Raw genomic sequence first — 18,253 nt, 5'->3', positions numbered from 1 at the left:
AGATGATTGAAATTGTATTTGGTGAAAGTGCCTGTGGAAGTTTGAAAATTGCCCAAACTTACGGCAAGGGAAAGTATAGAGGAAGTGCTGTTTCAATATTTATGAGGCATGAAGACGGGAGTGTTCCATCTTCAGATGAAATGAAAAAAGCACAGCTTCAAGCACAGGAACAAGAACGCATTGCTTGGGAGAATGCTATTCCATTGGGAGGCAAGAGCTGTGATGTTTATTGTTTTGATATGGCTCTTAGTGTGGGAGATATTTCTGATAATGGAATTGGCGAACAGCGGAAAAATGTTTTCAAGAAAATGCTGTCTGTCTGCTTTGTAGAGGATTTAGATTATCAGGTTGAAGAAAAAATACAGAAAATTAAAACTACATTGACCTCAGTGATTGAACGATATGTAGCTGGGGAAGAAATTCGCATTTGGTATAGCTATAATCCAGATGAGCTTTGTGGTATGTATTGGCTTATGAAACAACTTCAACCCTTAAACTGCCAGACAACAATTTATTTGGTTAAGTTACCTACATGGGAATATGGAAAAGAAAATACTATGACATCCAAAATAGCATGGGGCGAGGTCTCTCCTGGCGAATGGGGAAACTATATAACTCTACAAGAGAAAGCTAATCCTGTATTTCTTTCAGCTTGTGCTATGAAATGGAATCAACTTCAAAATGAAAATGCACCTTTGCGTGCAATGTTAAATGGTAAATTGCAAAGCGTTTCAGAAGATATATATGATAGTTTCATTCTTCGTGAAATTGCGGAACAGCCAGAGCAATTCAAAATGGCTATTGTCATAGGTAATGTTTTAGGAAAATATCAACTTGGAATTAGTGATGTATGGATTTCCAATCGCATTGATAAAATGCTTGAAGATGGTGTGTTGGAAATTATACAGGACGCACCAAAGGGAGAAACAAATTATCGCCGAATATTAAGAAAACGAATGAAGTAATAACCACAGCACAAACCGCTGCTACATGGAATCCAACAAACCATGCAACAGCGGTTTTCCTTTACCGTTTTTTCCTCTGGTTGATAGGCGTTCCCGTTTTCTTTGATTTTTGGAGAATCCGAATAAGCCAGCGAAATTCTTCATCTGACAGATTTTTATAGTTGATACCGAGCTGCTTGCAGTAAAGCACTGCCAGTTTTTCCAAACGGCTGCCCTTGAAATTTTCGACCGCTTCCAGATTTTCTTTCAGTTCATTGGCAACAGTGGTCTGGGGCGCACTCTCACTATCCTTTTTATGGGTTTCCCGAATATCCCGGATAATCAGGTTTAGGTCATCCAGAACCATGTGGCTGAAATATTCATCATCACTGATATGGGCGGCTTGCAGCACTTTCAAATGTGGGTCATCTTCGCCAGGGCGATACCGTTCTATGATTTCATGCCGGACAGTATCGACAAGGGTGTTGAGGTTTTGAATCTGCATGGTGGCAATCCCATCCACATAAATCTCAATGTCCGCAAGAAACTTGATAAAGTCCTTATGGGTGGCAAGTTCGCAGAGCAGACGGTTGTTGATCCGTCCGCTTTTCAGAAGTGCAACCATTTCATCGTTCAAATGCAGCTCCGTCAGTGGCGTGTTGATCTGCTCCCTGTTCTCTGTCCGGCACAGCAGATAATCGACGGAAACCCCATAGAAGTCTGCCAGCGTGATAAGGTTGCCATGATTGATTTCCTTAAAATCTTCTTTTTCATAACTGCCAAGGGCTGATTTAGAAATACCCGTTAGTTTTGATAGTTCTTCCAGATTTAAGCCTTTGTCCTTGCGGAGTTCCCAAAGGCGTTCCTGTATGCTTGTTGCTCCTTTCATGGGCACACGCTCCTTTCCAACGGTTTCATTGCTGCCGCTTATCTGGATTATATCACACTTTCCGTAATCGTGGAAATTTCTGATTTTTACCCTTAATTCCTACTTTGTGGACATACGGCACAGGGCACAAAAATGTTCTATGATACAGGTAGTTCATCGATGGATTATTCCAATCGAATGACCAGCCTGTGTGGGATATGCTTCCCCGGCGATGTAGCGCCATGAATTTTGGCAGGGATATGGAGGAACCCTGACCGAAACGAGCGTACCAAAGGGAGCGATACGCCGCTGTGAGATTCAGGGGAGGAACGACACCGGGGAGAACTGGCGAACTGACACCGAAATGATACCGAAACACGACAATCTGATAGGGGGATAGTCTACCCTATCGCTGATACTTCGGGAGATTTTAAGCGGCTCTATGACCGTAATTTTGCCGAAAATCGCCCCGAAACCATACACAAAAACGGGAGGAAGCGCAATATGCCGAGAATGAGCAAAAAGAGGAAGCATGAGCTTTCCTTTTACCTCAATGACCGGGGGCGTGTCACTTACAACGAATTATGCCGGAAATGCCAGCATGGGTGCAGGCAGAGCTTCCGGGCGGTTGTGGTTGACTGCCCCCGTTATTTATCCAAACGAGCAAAGAAAAAGGAGGAACACACCGAATGAATTTTGAATTTATGACGATAGACACACCATTGCCGCCGTGTATGCCATTTCCCATAGCGTTGACAGGATTTCCAGTCAGCAGCACCGCAAAGGTCATGTACTGCCGGATGCTGGACGCTATGCTATCCAAAGGGCAGGAGGACGAAAACGGAATCCTGTTTGTCTGCTTCCCTGTCACAGCCATTGCTACAGTCCTGTCCCGCAACTCCATGACGGTCAAGCGTTCTCTGAATGAACTGGAAACCGCTGGGCTTATCATGCGGGTGCGTCAGGGCGTGGGAGAACCAAACCGGATTTATGTGCTGATACCGGGAAAGGAGGACGCTGCCCTTGCCTGAGACCTCAAAGCTGGAAAAACTCAACTGGGAGCTGGAGAAAAGCGAAAAGAAACTGCAGAAAGCCATCAATGATGAAAAGGCATTGCAGTACCAGTTAAAGCAGCTTACCCGAAAGGAACGAACGCACCGGCTCTGTACCCGTGGCGGTATGCTGGAAAGTTTTCTGCAAGAGCCGGAACGCCTGACAGATGATGATGTCATGCTGTTGTTGAAACTCATTTTTCACAGGCAGGACACGCAGGAACTATTGAAAAAACTGCTGGAACGGGAGAAGCCGGAAACCCCTTAGTTTACTAAGGGCGCAATTATACACCACCCAGAGGTTGGTGCATTGCGTTCTCCGAAGGCGCCTTGCCGGAGGGCTGTGATTTTCCGCAGTCAAGATCTGCTCCAAATCATACAGGGGACGCTACGCTTCCCCTGCGCTGGCTGCCGCCAGCTACCCTTTTGTGGACTTGCCATCTGGGGACACCTTGCGTTGCAAGCTGTTCCCAGCCGATAAGTTTCATAAAATATAATGCAAATGGAAAGCTAACTTGACATAAAAGAACTATGTGATATAATGGAAGCATGGAAAGTTAACTTTCCATAAGAGAGGAGGATGACATGAAAAATCGCCTGGAAGAATTACGAAAGCAACGAGGCATAAAGCAAGAAGATTTAGCAAATGCATTGGAAGTATCACGCCAGACCATCGGCTCTTTGGAAAACGGACGCTATAACCCATCTATTCAGTTGGCATTTAAGATTGCCAGATATTTCAACATGAGTATTGAAGAAATTTTTATTTACGAGGAGGATTGATTATGAAAAAAAGGTTGTTGATTTTAATGACAGTTACAGGAATGATTATTCTACTGGGAGGATTGCTAACATACGGTTTGGGAGTACATGAAATAATACCTGTGCCACGTCCCGACTTAATAGTAGTAGGTACATCTCTCATTGGAATTTTGCTGATTGTATCTGGTGTGTGCGACTTGTTCGTTAAGAAAACCAAAGAAATGGAAATAGAGGAAAATGACGAGAGAAATATTTCGCTTAGTAATGCTGCTATGGCAAGTGGCTTCAAGGTAATGAATGTTACGATTGCTGTTTCTATTTTTGCTTTGATTTTCACCGGATATATGACAGTAGTCCCATGTTTCACTATTATTGGGGCTTATGCTATTGGACAAATTGTATTTATTGTGCGACTTTGGTACTTGCACAAAACTATGTAAATGTATTACTAAATACCCGCCGCCCCCAGCGGCACAACAAGCAGGAAATCTGAAAAGGTATCCTGCTTTTTCTATGTCCAAAAACGGAAAGGAGGAACACAAAATGCCCTGTCCACACAACGAAATCTCTATTGTGCAGCGCAGCCACCGCCAGTCTGCGGTTGCCGCCGCTGCTTACCAGAGCGGCGAAAAGCTGTTCTGTGAATATGACCAGGAAGTAAAACACTACCCGGAAAAGCGTGGTATCGTCCACAATGAAATCCTGCTCCCGGCAAACGCTCCCCTGGAGTACACAGACCGCAACACCCTCTGGAACGCTGCCGAAGCTGTTGAGAAGCAATGGAACTCCCAGCTTGCAAGGCGGTGGGTGCTTTCCATTCCCAGAGAGATACCGCCCGACCAGTACGCCGCCCTTGTCCGGGATTTCTGCAATCAGCAGTTTGTTTCCAAAGGAATGTGCGTGGATTTTGCCATCCATGACAAAGGGGACGGAAACCCACACGCCCATGTCATGCTGACCATGCGGGCAATGGATGAGCGTGGGAAATGGCTTCCCAAGAGCCGCAAGGTCTATGAACTTGATAAGAACGGGGAACGAATCAAGCTCCCGTCCGGCAGGTGGAAAAGCCACAAGGAAGATACGGTTGACTGGAACGACCGCAAATATGGCGAAATCTGGCGGCATGAATGGGAGGTCATCCAAAACCGCTATCTGGAAGCCAACAACCGCCCGGAACGAGTAGATCTCCGTTCTTACGAAAGACAGGGGCTTGATATTATCCCTACCGTCCATGAAGGGGCTGCTGTCCGGCAGATGGAAAAGCGTGGGATTCAGACGAACATCGGCAACCTGAACCGAGAAATCAAAGCCGCCAATAGTTTGATGAAGTCCATCCGGCAGCTTATTAAAAATCTCAAAGGCTGGATTGCGGAGCTTAGCGAAAAGCGGAATGAACTGCTTGCCCAAAAAGCTGCGGAGGAAGCGGTCTTTCTTCCCAATCTGCTGATGAAGTATATGGAGATACGAAAGGCAGAACGGAGCAGCTGGACACGGGCGGGACAAAGCCGGGGGACTTCCAAAGACTTAAAGGCAGTCAGCGAAGCCCTGTCCTATCTCCAGAGAAAGGGACTTTCCACCGTGGAGGATTTGGAAAACTTTATAGAAACGTCCGGGAAATCTGCCGCCGACTACCGAAAGCAGATGAAGCCAAAGGAAACCCGCAGCAACGTGATTGACGCTATCCTTGCCGCCCGGACGGACTGTAAGGAATGTAAGCCCGTTTATGAGAAATACCAGAAGATATTTTTCAAGAAAACTAAGGAAAAATTCAAGCTGGAACACCCGGAGGTTGCCCGGTTTGAGAAAGCCAGTGCCTACCTTGCCAAGCACCCGGACGATAAGGACAGCACGAAAAAGGAGCTTTTGCAGGAACAGGCGAAGCTTGTGGACGAAATCGCAGACTTGAAAGTACCGTTGACCGAGGTGCAGGAAGATTTGAAGAAGCTGTGGGACATCCGCTACTGGGTACGGAAAGCCACACCCGGCACAGAGGAAAGCAAAGAGCCGCCCAAGAAGCAGCCCCTCAAAGAAGTCTTGCAGGATAAGGCTGACGAGAAGAGAGCACAGAAAAACGCCCCGGCGCAGACGAAACACAAACAACAGGATATGGAACTTTAACAGGCACTTGCCATTTTCAGATTGAGAATGATAAGTGCCTTTTCTTTTTTACAAGGAGGAATTGATTTGAATGTATTTGAAGCTGTGAAGCAGTCCGTTACGACAAGACAGGCTGCGGAGCATTACGGAATCCGGGTAAACAGAAACGGGATGGCTTGCTGCCCGTTCCACAACGATAAGACCCCCAGCATGAAGCTGGACAAGCGTTTCCACTGCTTCGGATGTGGTGCAGATGGGGATGTGATTGATTTTGTAGCTGCCCTGTACGGGCTGGGGAAAAAGGAAGCCGCCGCACAGTTGGCGAGTGACTTCGGGCTTGCCTATGAGGACTGGAAGCCACCGGGCAGGGCAAGGAAGCCCAAGCCCCGGCAGAAATCCCCGGAAGAACAGTTCCGGGAAGCAAAGGCACATTGCTTCCGTGTCCTTGCCGATTATCTACACCTCTTACGGGTATGGAAAACCGACTATGCCCCGCACTCCCCGGAGGAAGCGTTTCATCCCCGGTTCGTGGAAGCCTTGCAGAAGCAAGCCCATGTGGAATATCTGCTGGATGTGCTGCTGTTTGGGGATACGGAGGAAATCGCTTCACTGATTACGGAACATGGAAAGGATGTGATACAGCTTGAACAGCGAATGGCAGAGCTTGCCGCCGCAGACGCAGCAAGAACTAAAAAACACCATGAACGCCATGCAGCCGCCCCAGAGCGTTGAGGAAGTAAAGGCAACTCTGGAAACCACCGAGAAAGGCGGTGTCCGCCAGAGCATACGGAACTGCCTGACCGTATTCCAGCGTGACCCGGTGCTTGCCGGGGCAATCGCCTATAACATCCTGACCGACCGAAAGGACATCATAAAGCCCATCGGTTTTCACAGAGAAAGCACAGCCCTGACCGATACAGACATGAAGTATCTGCTTCTCTATCTGGAGGAAACCTACGGGCTGACCAGTGAGAAAAAGATTGAAACCGCCATCGGGATTGTGGCGAATGAGAATAAGTACCACCCCATCCGGGATTTTCTGAACAGCCTTGCATGGGACGGGACGGAGCGCATCCGCTTCTGTCTGCGGCACTTTCTGGGGGCGGATGTGGACGATTACACCTATGAAGCCCTAAAGCTGTTTCTTTTGGGGGCGATTACAAGGGCATTTAAGCCCGGAAGCAAGTTTGAAATCATGCTGTGTCTGGTAGGCGGTCAGGGGGCTGGCAAGTCCACCTTCTTCCGTCTGCTGGCAGTCCGGGACGAGTGGTTTTCCGATGATTTGCGGAAGCTGGACGATGATAACGTGTACCGCAAGCTGCAAGGTCACTGGATAATTGAAATGTCGGAAATGATGGCAACCGCCAATGCCAAGAGCATTGAGGAAATCAAGTCTTTTCTAAGCCGACAGAAAGAGGTTTATAAGATACCCTATGAAACCCACCCGGCAGACCGTCCCCGTCAGTGCGTGTTCGGCGGTACTTCCAACGCCCTTGACTTTCTCCCCCTTGACCGTTCCGGCAACCGCCGATTTATCCCGGTCATGGTGTACCCGGAGCAAGCCGAGGTTCACATTTTGGAGGACGAAGCCGCTTCCAGAGCCTATATCAGCCAGATGTGGGCGGAAGCAATGGAGATTTACCGAAGCGGCAGGTACAAGCTGTCATTCAGCCCAGCCATGCAGCGGTATCTCAAAGAACACCAGCGGGATTTTATGCCGGAGGACACCAAAGCCGGGATGATACAGGCTTACCTTGATAAGTACACCGGGGAAACGGTCTGTTCCAAGCAGCTCTACAAGGAAGCCTTAAATCACACCTTTGACGAGCCGAAGCAATGGGAAATCCGGGAAATCAACGAGATAATGAACCAGTGCATTACCGGGTGGAACTACTTTTCCAATCCAAGAATGTTTGCGGAATATGGCAGACAAAAGGGCTGGGAGCGTGAAATCCCGGCAACGGACACCGACAACCCGCCCGAAAAATCTATGGACGGTTTTGTGGAGGTCACGGAGCAGATGGAGCTTCCATTCTGAAAATGACAGCCCGTTGCCGACTTCGTTGCTATCCCGTTGCCGAGCCGGTTGCCGGGGAAAAACCCATAACTGCGGGCTTTTCTCCCCTATGACAACCAAAACAACAGAAAAATAAAAGAAAAGTATAAATAGTAACCACCGCCAGATTGAGATTGTTTGCAAGGTCTTTTGAAGCCCGTTGCCGGACTTCGTTGCCGACACCCTCTGTCTGGCTATTTTCATGTATGGAGGATAACTGCCTATGGCAAAAAACAAAACAGAGATTCATGTGACCACTGTATTTGACGGGGAGCTGGACGCCACCGATGTGTTCGTCAGCCTGATTTCCCAGAAATACGGCAAGTCAAATACAAAAGAATATCTTGCTAAAAAGAAAGAATTGAAGTATAATGAAGATGAGGTTCAAAAGAGCCGGATACCGTCTGGATTGTGTGGGTAAATGGCTATGATGAACGAAATGGAATACAGAACAATCGGTTCGGCACTTGCCGGGGGCTATCGTGCAGCGGTCTATTGCAGACTGTCAAAGGACGATGACCTGCAAGGCGAAAGTGCCAGTATCGCAAACCAGCGTGATATGCTGGAAAAATACTGCGAAAAGCAGGGATGGGAGGTTGTGGCAGTCTATCAGGACGATGGCTTCACAGGTCTTAATATGGAGCGTCCTGATTTACAGAGAATGTTGAGATCCATTGAGCGCAGGCAAATCAACCTTGTTATCACGAAAGACCTCAGCCGACTGGGGCGTAACTATCTGCAAACCGGGCATTTGATTGAGGACTTTTTCCCAAGAAACGGGGTGCGCTATATCGCCATGAATGACGGTATCGACACCTTACGGGATAACAACGACATTGCCCCGTTCAAGAATATCCTGAACGAGATGTACAGCAAGGATATTTCCAAGAAAGTCCATTCCTCTTATCTTCTGAAAGCGCAGAAAGGACAGTTTACCGGGTGTCTTGCCCCGTTTGGGTATCGGAAAGACCCGGAGGACAAAAACCATCTGCTCATTGACGAGGAAACCGCCCCGATTGTGCGGCTGATTTTCGGATATGCCCTAAACGGTCATGGTCCGAACTATATCCGCAGACGGCTGGAGGAAGAAAAAATCCCCTGCCCCACATGGTGGAACCGGGAACGGGGGCTTCGCAATACCCGCACCAAATGGGAAAAGAAAGACCCGGAAAACGGGCGGTATATGTGGGACTTCTCCGTTATCAAAGACCTTTTGATGAATCCCGTCTACACCGGGGCGATTGCTTCCCAGAAAAAAGACTACCGCTTCAAAATCGGCACGATTGGGGAAAAGAAACCGGAGGACTGGGTTGTGGTTGAGGGACAGCACGAACCGCTGATTGACCGCATGAGCTTTGATATTGTGCAGAACAAGCTGAAATCCCGCCAGCGTCCGGGGCAGACCAATGAAATCAGCCTGTTTGCCGGACTGATAAAATGCGGCGAGTGTGGGAAGTCGCTGACGATACGCTACACAAACGCAAAACATCCCCAGCGGATTTACTCCTGCAAGACCTACAATGCCTTTGGAAAGAACCACTGCACCCAGCACCGGATTGACTATGACACCCTTTACAGCCATGTGCTGCGGAAAATCCGGGAATGTGCCAGAGCTGCCCTGATGGACGGGGAAGCGGTTGCTGACCGCCTGACCAATACCTGTGAAGCCGAGCAGCGGGAACAGCGGGAAGCAATGGAACGCTCCCTTACAAGGGACGAGGAACGGATTGAGGTTCTGGACAAAATGGTCATGCGGCTTTATGAGGATATGATTGCAGGGCGTATCAGTGAGCAGAATTTCAACACCATGCTGGAAAAGACACAGACCGAGCAGACGGAGCTTAAAACAAAAGTGTCCGAGGGCAGAAAGCGGCTGTCCGATGAAGTCCAGCTTGCCAATGACGCAAAACAATGGGTGGAAGCCATTCAGGAATACGCCAACATCACAGAGCTGGACGCAGCCACCCTCAACCGCTTAATCAAAGAAATCGTCGTGCATGAGCGCATTGACGAAGATAAAACAAGACACATTTCTATCGAAATTCATTTTAATCTCAAACCCATCCCGGAGGTGGAACAGGTCACTGCCTGACCTGTCCCGCCGGGACGGTTCTCTTAAAAAATACCATATAGATTTTTTGTACGCCGCCGCCCGCCATCGAGCAGAGTTTTACACCTAATTGGGGATAAAACAGTTGATGGCCGGCGGCGGTGTCGCCCTCATCGGCATCACCCTTGTACCTCTGCTCTCCGGACTGTTCGGTTGATCGTCCGGCGGTGATCGCTTATGGGCGGCATACTCGACAAACTCGATGAATGGCTCCGAGGGCTGCTCATCGAGGGGATCACGGGAAACCTGTCGGGCATGTTCGATACGGTCAATACCAAAGTAGGCGAGATCGCCGGTGAAGTGGGACAGACGCCGCTGGCATGGAACAGCGGCGTCTTTTCTATGATCCGAAACCTCTCTGAAACGGTGATCGTTCCAATCGCCGGGGTTATCCTGACATTCGTAATGTGTTATGAGCTGATCCAGCTTGTGACAGAGAAAAACAATCTGCACGATGTAGACACCTGGATGTTCTTCAAGTGGATTTTCAAGACCTTCTGTGCCGTTCTCATTGTGACGAACACATGGAATATCGTCATGGGTATCTTCGATGTGGGGCAAAGCGTTGTGAACAGCAGCGCGGGCGTCATCATTGGGAATACCTCCATTGATATCAGCAGCGTCATCACGGATATGGAGGCGCAGCTTGAAGCCCTGGGCACGGGAGAACTGCTCGGGCTGTGGTTCCAGTCCCTTTTCGTGGGGCTTACCATGAATGCCCTTTCCATCTGTATCATGCTTGTCATCTATGGTCGCATGATTGAGGTGTATTTGACAACTTCCGTTGGACCGATTCCGCTTGCCACTATGACAAACCGGGATTGGAGCCATACAGGACAGAACTACTTGAAATCCCTGTTTGCATTGGCGTTCCAGGCATTTCTAATCATGGTGTGCGTGGGAATCTACTCTGTTTTGGTACAGAGTATCGCCACGGACGGAAATATCTCAGGCGCGATATGGGCCTGCATGGGCTACACGGTCCTGCTGTGCTTCGCCCTGTTCAAGACCGGCAGCCTCTCTAAGAGCCTGTTCGGAGCGCATTAAGGAGGCTTGATAAATTGGCGTATGTAACCATTCCAAAGGATTTGACGAAAGTAAAATCCAAAGTGCTGTTTGGGCTTACCAAACGGCAGCTTATATGTTTCGGAGCGGCGGCACTCATCGGAGTACCGCTTTTCTTTTTGCTCAGACGCACGGCCAGCAACAGCGCCGCCGCGTTCTGCATGATTATCGTCATGCTCCCGTTCTTTCTGCTTGCCATGTATGAGCGGCATGGTCAACCCCTGGAGGTGGTGGCCGGACAAGTCATCCGCTGTATGTTCCTGCGGACGAAGGAACGGCCTTACCAGACAAACAATTTCTATGTAGCCCTGGAGCGGCAGGCCCAGGCGGAAAAGGAGGTGAAAGCCATTGTTCAGAAAGCGAAAGCCAGAGCCGCAGGCACGGCAGGCGGCAAAAGCCGCGGTAAAACTGACCGCCGCAGAAAAGCGTGAGATCAGCCGTATCCTGGAAACCGCCAGAGGCGACGGCAAGGTACATTCCGCACAGGACACCTTACCGTTCCGCCAGATGTACCCGGACGGCCTGTGCAAGCTGGACGACCACACCTGGTCGAAGTGTATCGAGTTCGAGGATGTGAATTATCAGCTTGCAAAGCCTGACGACCAGACGGCAATCTTTGAAGCCCTCTGCGATATGTATAACGCCCATGACGCTTCTATCGGGATGCAGCTATCTCTTGTGAGCCGCCGCATGAACCGGGAGGATTTTGTGAAGCGTATCGAGATCGCGGCGCAGGGAGATCACTTCGACCATATCCGTGAGCTTTACACGCAAATGCTCCGCAAGCAGCTTGAACGGGGCAACAACGGTCTTATCAAAACGAAGTATCTGACCCTCACCATCGAGGCACGGGACAGCAAAACCGCACGGGCACGGTTTTCCCGGATTGTCATGGACGCCCTTAACCATTTCAAGGTCATGGGTGCTTTGGCAAAGGAGCTTGGCGGCAAGGAGTGGCTGGAAATGCTCCACGGCATCCTGCACCCGGACGGGGAACGGTTTGCCTTTGAATGGAACTGGCTTGCCCCTTCCGGCCTGTCGGTCCAGGATTTTATCGCACCATCTTCCTTCCGCTTCGGTGAAGCACGGAAGTTCACGATGGCAGATAAATTCTGCGCCGTGTCCTTTCTGCGGATCAGCGCACCGGAAATGGATGACCGTATGCTCACCGAACTGCTGGATACAGACAGCGGGCTGCTTGTCAGCCTCCATATCCGCAGCATGGATCAGAACGAGGCGATCAAAACGGTCAAGCGGAAAATCACCGACATTGACAGTATGAAGATCGACGCGCAGAAAAAGGCGGTGCGGGAAGGTTTCGATATGGATATCATCCCCACCGACCTTGCCACCTACGCAGGAGAGGCAAAGAACATCCTCCGTGACCTGCAAAGCAGAAATGAGCGGATGTTCCTGATGACCTTTCTGGTGGTGAACTTTGCGGACAGCAAGCAAAAGTTGGAAAATGACCTTCTCCGTGCGGCAAGCGTGGCGCAGAAATATAACTGCTCCCTGGTGCGGCTGGACTTTCAGCAGGAGGACGGCTTTGTGTCGGCTCTGCCCCTGGGTGTCAACCGCATTAAGATACAGCGCGGGCTTACCACTTCGGCGGTGGCGGTGTTCGTTCCCTTCACCACACAGGAGATTTTCCACGGCGGCGAAGCTCTTTACTACGGGCTCAATGCCACTTCCGGTAATATGATCCTTGCTGACCGCAAAAAGCTGAAAACGCCCAACGGCATGATCTTAGGTACGCCCGGCAGCGGCAAGAGTTTTTCCGCAAAGCGTTCCATCGTGGGTGTGTTCCTGAATACAAAGGACGATATCCTGATCTGCGACCCGGAGGCTGAATATTTTCCGTTGGTGAACCGTCTGGAAGGACAGGTCATCAAAATCTCACCTACCAGCACGCAGTATGTGAATCCTATGGATATCAACCTCAATTATAGCGAGGACGATAACCCGCTGGCGCTGAAATCCGACTTTATCCTGTCGTTCTGCGAACTGGCGGCAGGCGGACGGAACGGTCTGGAGCCGGTGGAGAAAACGGTCATTGACCGTGCTGTGCGGATCGTGTACCGCCCCTATATTGCAGACCCCCGCCCGGAGAATATGCCGCTGCTGGAAGATTTGTATGACGAGATCAAACGGCAGCCGGAGCCGGAGGCACAGCGGATCGCGGCGGCACTGGAACTGTATGTGCATGGCAGCCTGAATGTTTTTAACCACCGTACCAACGTGGATATCAACAACCGCATTGTCTGCTTCGATATCAAGGAGCTGGGAAAGCAGCTCAAAAGCCTGGGTATGCTGGTGATCCAGGACCAGGTATGGAACCGTGTTTCCCAAAACCGGGATCAGGGCAAATCCACCTGGTACTTCGTAGACGAGTTCCACCTTCTGCTGCGGGGCGAGGTTGGTTCCTGGAGCGTGGAAATTTGGAAACGCTTTCGCAAATGGGGCGGTATCCCCACGGGGATCACGCAGAATATTAAGGACCTGCTTTCCTCCCCGGAGATCGAGAACATCTTTGAAAACAGCGATTTTGTGTACCTTCTGAACCAGGCCAGCGGAGACAGGAAAATCCTCTGCGAGCGCCTGAATATCTCCAACCAGCAGGCGGCGCATATCAGCAACGCAGGCCCCGGCGAGGGGCTGATCTTCTTCGGTAATGTGATCCTGCCTTTTGTGGATGACTTCCCGAAGGACAATGAACTTTACAGCATTATGACAACAAAACTTGGTGAAACCGGGAAAGGAGAAAACGAACATGAATGATCCCCGCTATTTGCATACAGAAGAAAAACAGGAAGGTGAAACCTTCTTTGATGTGATGAACCGGCTGATCGCCAGAAACAAGGCGGTCACGGCGGATATGGAGGCGGTCCTTGCGGAGCTGGAAAGTGAGATCGAACCGTTCCGTGCGCCGAAAAACCATGAATAAACTGACCCATGTGAGCCTGTTTTCCGGCATTGGCGGTCTGGACCTGGCGGCGGAGGCTGCCGGGTTTGAAACCGTTTGCCAGTGTGAGTGGGCGGATTTTCCGCACTCCGTCCTCTCCGCACGATGGCCGGATGTTCCCAGGTTCCGGGATATTACTACTTTCACGAAGGAGGCGTTTTTTGAAAGAACAGGACTTGAAACAGTTACCGTTATCTCAGGCGGCTTTCCCTGTCAGCCCTTCTCCACCGCCGGAAAACGGAAGGGCTTTGCGGATGAACGCTACCTGTGGCCGGAAATGTGCCGCGTTATTACCGAGCTGCGGCCCCGTTGGGTGCTTGGGGAAAATGTTGCTGGCTTCATCAATATGGGGCTCGACAAAACGATCTTTGACCTGGCAAAAGCGGGATACGCTGTTCTCCCATTCGTATTTCCGGCTTGCGGTGTCGGCGCATGGCATGAGCGCCAGCGAACTTTTATCGTTGCGGCTGATGTTTCCCACACCCCTTGCCTCCGACAACAACACCGCCAGGGACGCGGCAAGCCTGGATGTGTTCCTGTCGGACAATGGGATATTCCGCAAGAGGAACCGAAACGGGGCGATCTGGAGCCTCAGCCTGTCGGCGGCGGTATTCTATCTGACCCCGGTGGCGTCGGACGGTTTCCGCTCAACCTTGAAGCCGTCGGCCTTCGATCCGGCGAAGAAGGACGGGAACCTGTCGGCGCAGATCATCTCCCAGGAGCGGCCGGTGTCCGAAACGGCGGCGCTGAATCCGGATTGGGTGGAATGGCTCATGGGCTTCCCGAAAGGATGGACGGACGTATCCTCTGGGCCGCCGAACCGGAAGGAATCCCCCGCATGACCGAGCGCATGAATGACCGGGCGCTGCGGCTGAAAACATTGGGAAATGCGGTCTGCCCGCCCCAGGCCTATCCCATTTTCCGCTATATCGCCATGATCGAAAATGGCACCTGCGGCGGCTTTTGCCCCTATGGAAAGGAAGGTGACCGCCTATGAGGGAACTGAAAGCAACCGATAAGATCACGCAGAAAATGACCCGTGACGGTGCGATATCGGAAAACCTTGCCACGGGCGAGGTGGAACATATCAGCAGCCGGGAGCCGGAAACGGAACTGTCTGCTTCTTCGGAAGAATCCGCTGGCGCTGCGGTTGACCTTGCCCTGCGTGCGGCGGAACACCATGAGAAGAAAAGCGCACGAAAGGCGGAAAAGGCTGACACCCAGGCGGTGCGGGATGGTTCTGCCGCAAGGCAGCGCCCGTCCTCCCGCCTGCAATTTACCGAGGAAGAACGTGCCGATCCCGCACTTGGAAAGTACATCGACCATTCCGACCGTGCGGCGGATAGGCTGGACGCGGCAAAGGCCGCTATCCCCACAAAGAAAGTTCTCCGTACCGAGCGTGTTTTTGACGAGGCAGCCGGGAAAGGCAAAACGCAGCTTCGCTTTGAAGAAGTGGAGAAACGCCCCAACGGACGCCTGCGGCACAATCCGCTTTCCCGGCCGGTTCATGAGATCGTCCACGCCGCCCATGCAAAGGTGCATGAGGTGGAACAGGAAAATGTGGGTGTTGAGACCGGACACAAGGGCGAGGTGCTGACGGAACGCGGGCTTGCCTACGGAAAAGGCAAAGTCCGTGCCGCCGTTCACCATCACCGCACAAAGCCTTGGCGTGACGCGGCGAAGGCAGAGCAGGCTTCGGTCAAGGCAAACGCCGAGTACCTTTACCAAAAGGCACTGCATGATGATCCTGCATTGGCAGCTTCTAACCCGGTATCTCGCTTTCTGCAGAAACAGCGGATCAAGCGGAACTACGCAAAGGAGCTGCGGCAGGCAGAGAAAACCGCAAAGAACACAGCGGCCACGGCGAAAAGTGCGGCGCAGAAAGCAAAGGACGCCTTCAAGGAAACATTCCTCTACATCAAACACCATAGCCGGGCGGTGCTGTTGGTGATCGGCATTGGCGCCTGTGTTGCTCTGCTGTTTGGCGGGGTATCTTCTTGTTCCATGATGGCGGGCTCCGGCATAGGTAGCGTATTTACTTCCTCTTATCTTTCCGAGGATGAGGATATGCTGGCTGCGGAGGCGGCCTACTGCGAACTGGAGCAGGAGCTCCAATATAAGCTGGACCACTATGAGGCTCTGCACCCCGGATATGACGAATACCGTTTTGATCTGGACGAGATCGAGCATGACCCTTATGTGCTGACCTCCATTCTCACAGCGTTCCATGAAGGGGTGTTCACCATCGACGAGGTTCAGGCTGAATTGCAAATGCTCTTTGAAAAGGAGTATATCCTGACGCAGACCGTGGAAGTGGAGGTACGCTATCGGACGGAGACACGGACAGACAGTGAGGGAAACGACTATGATGTGGAAGTGCCGTACAATTACTATATCTGCAAGGTAAAGCTGGAAAACTTTGACCTTTCCCATGTGCCGGTCTACATCATGGACGAGGAAACACTTTCCCTGTATGCGGTCTATATGGCAACGCTGGGGAACCGGGAAGATTTATTCCCAGGCTCCGGCTATGTAGACAAGTACACCAAACCGCCCACCACCTATGATATCCCACCTTCCGCAATGGAAGATGAAACCTTTGCGGCGCTCATTACTGAGGCGGAGAAGTACATTGGCTATCCCTATGTCTGGGGCGGCAGCAATCCAAACACTTCTTTTGATTGCTCTGGCTTCGTGTCCTGGGTGCTGACGCAAAGCGGCGTCTGCAATACGGGAAGGCTGGGAGCCCAGGGGCTCTACGACATTTCCACCCCGGTATCCTCCGCCAACGCAAGACCCGGCGACTTGATTTTTTTCATCGGCACTTACGATACGCCGGGCGTTTCCCATGTGGGTATCTATGTGGGCGGTGGAAAAATGCTGCACTGCGGCGACCCCATCCAGTATGCAGATATCAACACAAGCTACTGGCAATCCCACTTTTACGCTTTCGGGCGACCGCCCTACAACTAAAAAACGATATGGAGGTAATTTGAATTATGGCAACGACACAGAAGATTCGCAATGACATTGCGAAAACCAAAGAAAAGATCGCGGAACAGCAGAAACGCCTTCGTGCGCTGGAGGCCCAGCTTGCGGAGGAAGAAAATCTGGAAATCGTCCGCATGGTGAAAGCCGTGAAGATGGATAACAAGGAACTGACCGCCTTCCTGAAAGCCTATGCCAGCGGTATGATCTCCCTGCCGGAAGGTATGCTGCCGGAGGATGGCACCGAGAATGAGGAAACGGAGGGATACGAGGATGAAGCATAACTTTATGACAAAAATGGTATCGGCTCTTTTGGCGGTGGTGCTCAGCACTGCCGCTTTTTCTATCACCGCCTTTGCCAGCAGCGGCGAGGAAACCACGGAGTCCGTGGCTGAACAGGAAACGGCTGGGGATGTCTCTGATCTGCTTTCCGCTCTGGCAGGCAGCCAGGTCACGGTATCCGTCACCGAGGACGGTATCCAGTTCAGTTCCGGCGAAAATGACTCTGAGCAGACCGGCACCGTCACCACGGGCGGCGGCAATCTGAATGTCCGCACGGGCGCTGGAATGGATTATACCGCCTTCACCCAGCTTCCCAATGGAACGACCGTGAAGGTGATCGGCACGGACGGCGACTGGCTGAAGGTCATCCTGCCGGAGAAAGTTGGCTATGTCTATTCCGGCTACATGACGGTAAGTGACGGCGAGGCTGGCTCTGGGGAAGGTTCTTTCTCTCTGGATGCGGAAACACTGGAAAATCTGCTGGGTATGCTGGGCGGTGGTTTGAATGGCGGTGCCGCCTTGACTCCGAACGGGAACCTTTCGCTGATTGACGATATTGGCAGTCCGACCGCCAGCGGCAAGCAGTTTATTACAGTGGAAACGAAGAACGGCAATGTGTTCTATCTCATTATCGACCGTGACGACGAGGGCGAGGAAACCGTGCATTTTCTGAATCAGGTGGATGAAGCCGACCTCATGGCACTCACGGAGGATGGAGAAAAGGCGGAAACACCTATTGTCTGCACCTGTACGGAAAAGTGCCAGGCCGGAGCGGTCAATACCGCTTGCCCGGTCTGCGTAAAAAATCTTAGTGAATGTGTTGGCACAGAACAGAAAGCTGCGGAGCCCACCGAACCGGAGAATCCGGAACCTGAAAAGAAAAGCAATGCCGGGGCAATCCTGGCGGTGCTGCTGATTCTTGCAGCCGGAGGCGGCGCAGCGGTCTATTTCCTGGTGCTGAAACCGAAGCAGGGCAAGAAAGTTCCCGCTGACCTGGATGATTTCGACCTGGAGGATGAAGAAGAATATCTGACCGAGGACGAGGAAACGAAATAGTTAAAAAATAT

20 protein-coding genes and 1 pseudogene are annotated in these 18,253 nt (G+C 51.2%); 20 read left to right on the top strand and 1 reads right to left on the bottom strand.

The window, feature by feature from the left end:
• Positions 1-2 precede the first annotated feature (2 nt).
• Entirely contained in the window at positions 3-965 is a 963-nt protein-coding gene (locus NE623_RS10240) for a DUF3658 domain-containing protein (RefSeq protein ID WP_005927687.1), read from the top strand.
• 61 nt (positions 966-1,026) lie between these two features.
• Here the strand turns inward: NE623_RS10240 and NE623_RS10235 are convergent, their stop codons facing one another.
• Positions 1,027-1,833 carry a helix-turn-helix domain-containing protein gene (locus tag NE623_RS10235; protein ID WP_005924756.1) on the bottom strand — a complete coding sequence of 269 codons (807 nt, stop codon included), beginning with the start codon at positions 1,831-1,833 and terminating at the stop codon, positions 1,027-1,029.
• A gap of 483 nt (positions 1,834-2,316) precedes the next feature.
• Here NE623_RS10235 and NE623_RS10230 point away from each other — a divergent pair, with 483 nt between their 5' ends.
• The 19 genes and pseudogenes from NE623_RS10230 (at position 2,317) to NE623_RS10140 (ending at position 18,242) form a co-directional block, all read left to right on the top strand.
• Positions 2,317-2,505, top strand: a complete 189-nt coding sequence (locus tag NE623_RS10230) for a hypothetical protein (RefSeq protein WP_002592123.1) — start codon at positions 2,317-2,319, stop codon at positions 2,503-2,505.
• Positions 2,502-2,843, top strand: coding sequence for a hypothetical protein (locus NE623_RS10225; protein ID WP_002595108.1), 342 nt, complete (start codon positions 2,502-2,504; stop codon positions 2,841-2,843). The genes NE623_RS10230 and NE623_RS10225 overlap by 4 nt, the downstream gene beginning before the upstream one ends.
• Positions 2,836-3,132 carry a DUF3847 domain-containing protein gene (locus NE623_RS10220; protein WP_227064846.1) on the top strand — a complete coding sequence of 99 codons (297 nt, stop codon included), beginning with the start codon at positions 2,836-2,838 and terminating at the stop codon, positions 3,130-3,132. Before NE623_RS10225 ends, NE623_RS10220 begins: the two co-directional genes overlap by 8 nt.
• Positions 3,133-3,449: 317 nt before the next feature.
• Entirely contained in the window at positions 3,450-3,647 is a 198-nt protein-coding gene (locus NE623_RS10215) for a helix-turn-helix transcriptional regulator (protein ID WP_002595107.1), read from the top strand.
• Between the two features lie 2 nt (positions 3,648-3,649).
• Entirely contained in the window at positions 3,650-4,066 is a 417-nt protein-coding gene (locus NE623_RS10210) for a hypothetical protein (RefSeq protein WP_002595106.1), read from the top strand.
• A gap of 103 nt (positions 4,067-4,169) precedes the next feature.
• A complete protein-coding gene (gene mobQ, locus NE623_RS10205; protein ID WP_256272271.1) occupies positions 4,170-5,744 on the top strand; it encodes a MobQ family relaxase in 1,575 nt (524 codons plus the stop codon).
• 66 nt (positions 5,745-5,810) lie between these two features.
• On the top strand, positions 5,811-6,455 hold the full coding sequence (locus NE623_RS10200) for a CHC2 zinc finger domain-containing protein (RefSeq protein ID WP_002595104.1): 645 nt from the start codon (positions 5,811-5,813) through the stop codon (positions 6,453-6,455).
• Positions 6,424-7,761, top strand: a complete 1,338-nt coding sequence (locus NE623_RS10195) for a virulence-associated E family protein (RefSeq protein ID WP_007047420.1) — start codon at positions 6,424-6,426, stop codon at positions 7,759-7,761. Before NE623_RS10200 ends, NE623_RS10195 begins: the two co-directional genes overlap by 32 nt.
• Before the next feature lie 241 nt (positions 7,762-8,002).
• Positions 8,003-8,200 (top strand): hypothetical protein, encoded by a 198-nt coding sequence (locus NE623_RS10190; protein ID WP_007047419.1) that lies wholly within the window; start codon positions 8,003-8,005, stop codon positions 8,198-8,200.
• Entirely contained in the window at positions 8,201-9,871 is a 1,671-nt protein-coding gene (locus NE623_RS10185; RefSeq protein WP_005335872.1) for a recombinase family protein, read from the top strand.
• A gap of 91 nt (positions 9,872-9,962) precedes the next feature.
• Positions 9,963-10,046 (top strand): annotated as a pseudogene (locus NE623_RS10180) (Maff2 family mobile element protein); the annotation flags it as partial.
• Positions 10,047-10,066: 20 nt separating this feature from the next.
• Entirely contained in the window at positions 10,067-10,936 is an 870-nt protein-coding gene (locus tag NE623_RS10175) for a VirB6/TrbL-like conjugal transfer protein, CD1112 family (protein ID WP_256272272.1), read from the top strand.
• A 14-nt stretch (positions 10,937-10,950) separates the two neighbouring features.
• Positions 10,951-11,385: a PrgI family protein gene (locus NE623_RS10170; protein ID WP_007705950.1), complete on the top strand. Its 435-nt coding sequence runs from the start codon at positions 10,951-10,953 to the stop codon at positions 11,383-11,385.
• Complete coding sequence (locus NE623_RS10165; RefSeq protein WP_370866732.1) at positions 11,303-13,732, top strand: VirB4-like conjugal transfer ATPase, CD1110 family; 2,430 nt, start codon at positions 11,303-11,305, stop codon at positions 13,730-13,732. Before NE623_RS10170 ends, NE623_RS10165 begins: the two co-directional genes overlap by 83 nt.
• Entirely contained in the window at positions 13,725-13,898 is a 174-nt protein-coding gene (locus tag NE623_RS10160) for a hypothetical protein (RefSeq protein WP_173011349.1), read from the top strand. The genes NE623_RS10165 and NE623_RS10160 overlap by 8 nt, the downstream gene beginning before the upstream one ends.
• Positions 13,891-14,913, top strand: coding sequence for a DNA cytosine methyltransferase (locus tag NE623_RS10155; protein ID WP_256272273.1), 1,023 nt, complete (start codon positions 13,891-13,893; stop codon positions 14,911-14,913). Before NE623_RS10160 ends, NE623_RS10155 begins: the two co-directional genes overlap by 8 nt.
• On the top strand, positions 14,910-16,889 hold the full coding sequence (locus NE623_RS10150) for a C40 family peptidase (RefSeq protein ID WP_256272274.1): 1,980 nt from the start codon (positions 14,910-14,912) through the stop codon (positions 16,887-16,889). Before NE623_RS10155 ends, NE623_RS10150 begins: the two co-directional genes overlap by 4 nt.
• Before the next feature lie 26 nt (positions 16,890-16,915).
• Positions 16,916-17,188 carry a DUF4315 family protein gene (locus NE623_RS10145; protein ID WP_256272275.1) on the top strand — a complete coding sequence of 91 codons (273 nt, stop codon included), beginning with the start codon at positions 16,916-16,918 and terminating at the stop codon, positions 17,186-17,188.
• Positions 17,178-18,242 carry a CD1107 family mobile element protein gene (locus NE623_RS10140; RefSeq protein ID WP_256272276.1) on the top strand — a complete coding sequence of 355 codons (1,065 nt, stop codon included), beginning with the start codon at positions 17,178-17,180 and terminating at the stop codon, positions 18,240-18,242. Before NE623_RS10145 ends, NE623_RS10140 begins: the two co-directional genes overlap by 11 nt.
• Positions 18,243-18,253 lie beyond the last annotated feature (11 nt).

This window comes from Gemmiger formicilis (assembly GCF_024462815.1).
In the GTDB taxonomy this organism is placed as follows: domain Bacteria; phylum Bacillota; class Clostridia; order Oscillospirales; family Ruminococcaceae; genus Gemmiger.
The sequence above is the reverse complement of the archived record's forward strand: the minus strand, read 5'-3'. Positions and strand labels throughout refer to the sequence as shown.